This window comes from uncultured Clostridium sp. (assembly GCF_910588715.1).
GTDB lineage: Bacteria > Bacillota > Clostridia > Clostridiales > Clostridiaceae > Clostridium.
On sequence record NZ_CAJURG010000026.1, the window covers coordinates 1 to 2,655 of the forward strand.

Annotated in this window: 2 protein-coding genes; both read right to left on the reverse strand. The window is 27.9% G+C overall.

Features of this window, described 5'->3' with window-relative positions; translation table 11 throughout:
- Positions 1 to 114: 114 nt before the first annotated feature.
- Complete coding sequence (locus QZ321_RS12360) at positions 115 to 1,185, reverse strand: hypothetical protein (RefSeq protein ID WP_294197036.1); 1,071 nt, start codon at positions 1,183 to 1,185, stop codon at positions 115 to 117.
- 19 nt (positions 1,186 to 1,204) lie between these two features.
- Complete coding sequence (locus QZ321_RS12365; RefSeq protein ID WP_294197037.1) at positions 1,205 to 2,320, reverse strand: protein kinase family protein; 1,116 nt, start codon at positions 2,318 to 2,320, stop codon at positions 1,205 to 1,207.
- Positions 2,321 to 2,655 lie beyond the last annotated feature (335 nt).

Consider the following 2,655-nt stretch of genomic DNA (forward strand, 5'->3'; position numbering starts at 1 on the left):
GCCATTGCCACCAGTGACGGTAAACTTTATTCAATTTTTGTCTGCTCCTTTCCTCGGATTTTTCATATAAGAAAAGCACCTAAGACTTCTCCTAAGTGCTATCTATCACATATCTCATACAATAGCACAATTGTACATTAGATTTTGTATCTGACGTAAATATAAAATATATTCATTAGTAGTATGTTCTTCATAATTATAATAAATATAAAACAGCAATTCTTTTAGCTTTTCAAGTTCTTCATTTTGTTTTTGAAAAGCAATTTTTCTATTGGTTGATACTTTTTTTCTATCTATCTTTTTTCTATTACTCTTAATAGTCTTATTACACATTTTTACAATCACATTAATAGGAACCATTAATTTTGCAATATATACATTAGATGAAGTGCAAAACTGATTTAAATAAGAACATTGAATCTCTAATGAACTATATAAATATCGCACAGCCTTTTCTTCCCTCTCTTTATGATTATTTTGACATATTTGTACTACAGTATCAAAAATAATAAAAGTCAATGTACTTTCCTTAAATGCTTCAAAAAATATAAGTTTTGTTTCTTCCATATCTCTATATGTGAATACATCCGATGACATTTTAGCTATTAAAGACAATACATTCGCCACTAAATAATCTGAGATACCTCCTGAAATTGCAGAAAGTATCGCAACTGCATATATTATCCCCGCAAAAATATAGAATGTTTTTCTAAATTTAAACAGAACAACCATAATAAAAGAAATTACCAAAAAAAACAAATATAAACAAGCCATAGACAAATTATCATCCAACAATGATATTTTTTCACTCCACTCAATTAATTCATCTACAGAACTCCCATTATCTATTAAATATTTTTGATATTCTTCATTCTCATTAATAGCTGTTTTCACATCTTCTTGATGTTCAACAATAATACGAGCAAAATCCTGAATTCGTTTGACTTCAGACAAGTCAATCTCATTTTCTAATTGTTCTAAAATAGCTGTTCTATTTTCATTTTCAAAAAAAATATTTTTATCATATTTATTGTTAGTTGCATACCTTACATATATAGACGAATCAACATTATTAATCAATTCATACGATCCCATATACATTAAAGGAAAGATGATAAGCATTATTAAAAACGTCACACCTAAAAAAACAACAAACTTTATAAGATTATTATAAAAATTATTCATACCTACTCCTTGAAACAATCTAGCATTCACTAAATGGAAATGCTTTCTCAAATGCTATTTGCATTTCCTCCACGCTATGATACCTTTTATTAAGATTAGATGATACTCCCTTTAATACAAAGTTTCTAATGTTTTCATTCTTAATATTCTCAAGATTATACTTACCTGTCATAACATAATAAATCAGTCTGGTAAGAGCAAAAGTTTCATATTCCATATTATAATTTGCAAACTCAACAAATTGTAAATTACTATCATTCAATGAACCTTTTACTTCACTTCCAAAGCTAGTAAGATTACTGTGTTCAATCTTAACTAAGCCAAAATCAGATATTTTTACAACACTGAGTTCATTATCGTAGTGTTGCAATAAAATATTTGTAAAGCTAATATCCCTATGCAGATATTTTTTTGAATGTATATATGAAAAACCCTTGAAAATTTGTTGTGCAATTCCTCGACGTCGCTTTCTGCTCAATTTAGTATTATTTTTTATCTGAAAATCATATAATGATTCATCTGCATATTCCATGTAATATTCATTATTTGTATCATCGTATCTATAAACGTCTAAAACATATGGAGATTTCAATTCTTTCATAGTATCAAATTCCAACCGAAATCTTGAAAGTTCCTTATCATTCAAATCATCTTTAGCTCGTTTTAAAACAAAAAACTTATTATAAAATGTATCTTTATATTTAAAAACCTTCGCATAAGAACCTTCCCCAATGAATTTCAATTCATAATTATAGTTTTTATTGACAACAGGTACTGATATAATTTGCGATATGAAAAATATCGGCTCATATTCTTTTATCTTAAACTCTGGTAAATCATTAGGTATTTCACTACCATTAGCCTCTTGAAGAAACCCCTTACAGAACTTGAGCATAAAATCATATATATTATCTAATTTAAATGATAAAGGTGTTTCTCTCAATACATACTGTAAATCCTCATACAACTTTATCAGTTTTAATAATTCTCTACTTTCTGATGCATTAAAATGTCCATTACCTTTTTTCTTTGATTTCATAAACTCAAAAAGCACATTATATCTTTGATGCATGATAGCAAATAGCTGTTTTAAATATCCATTCCCAACATTATCATATAAGGATTCTGTTTTCACAACCTCCATTAATCTGTTTTCACCTAATTTGGTTTTTAAAAAATTTATAATATCCAATTTTGTCCACTCCCAACGTTCGATATACTATTATTGTCTATAACATATTTATTTTACCAAATTATGTACGCAAATCAAGCTACTTTTAGCCTTAACAAAAACAAGCTGTAAGATATATGTAGCAATATCTCACAGCCTGTTTCCTATTACTTCCCTTCATTACTCATAGAAACCATGTTCCTCAATGCCTTTTTCTAAAATGGTATGTATCAATTCCTCCAGTTCCACTCCGTTAATCTCGCTGACTACAATCAGCTTTGCAAGGGTATCTTTCTGTA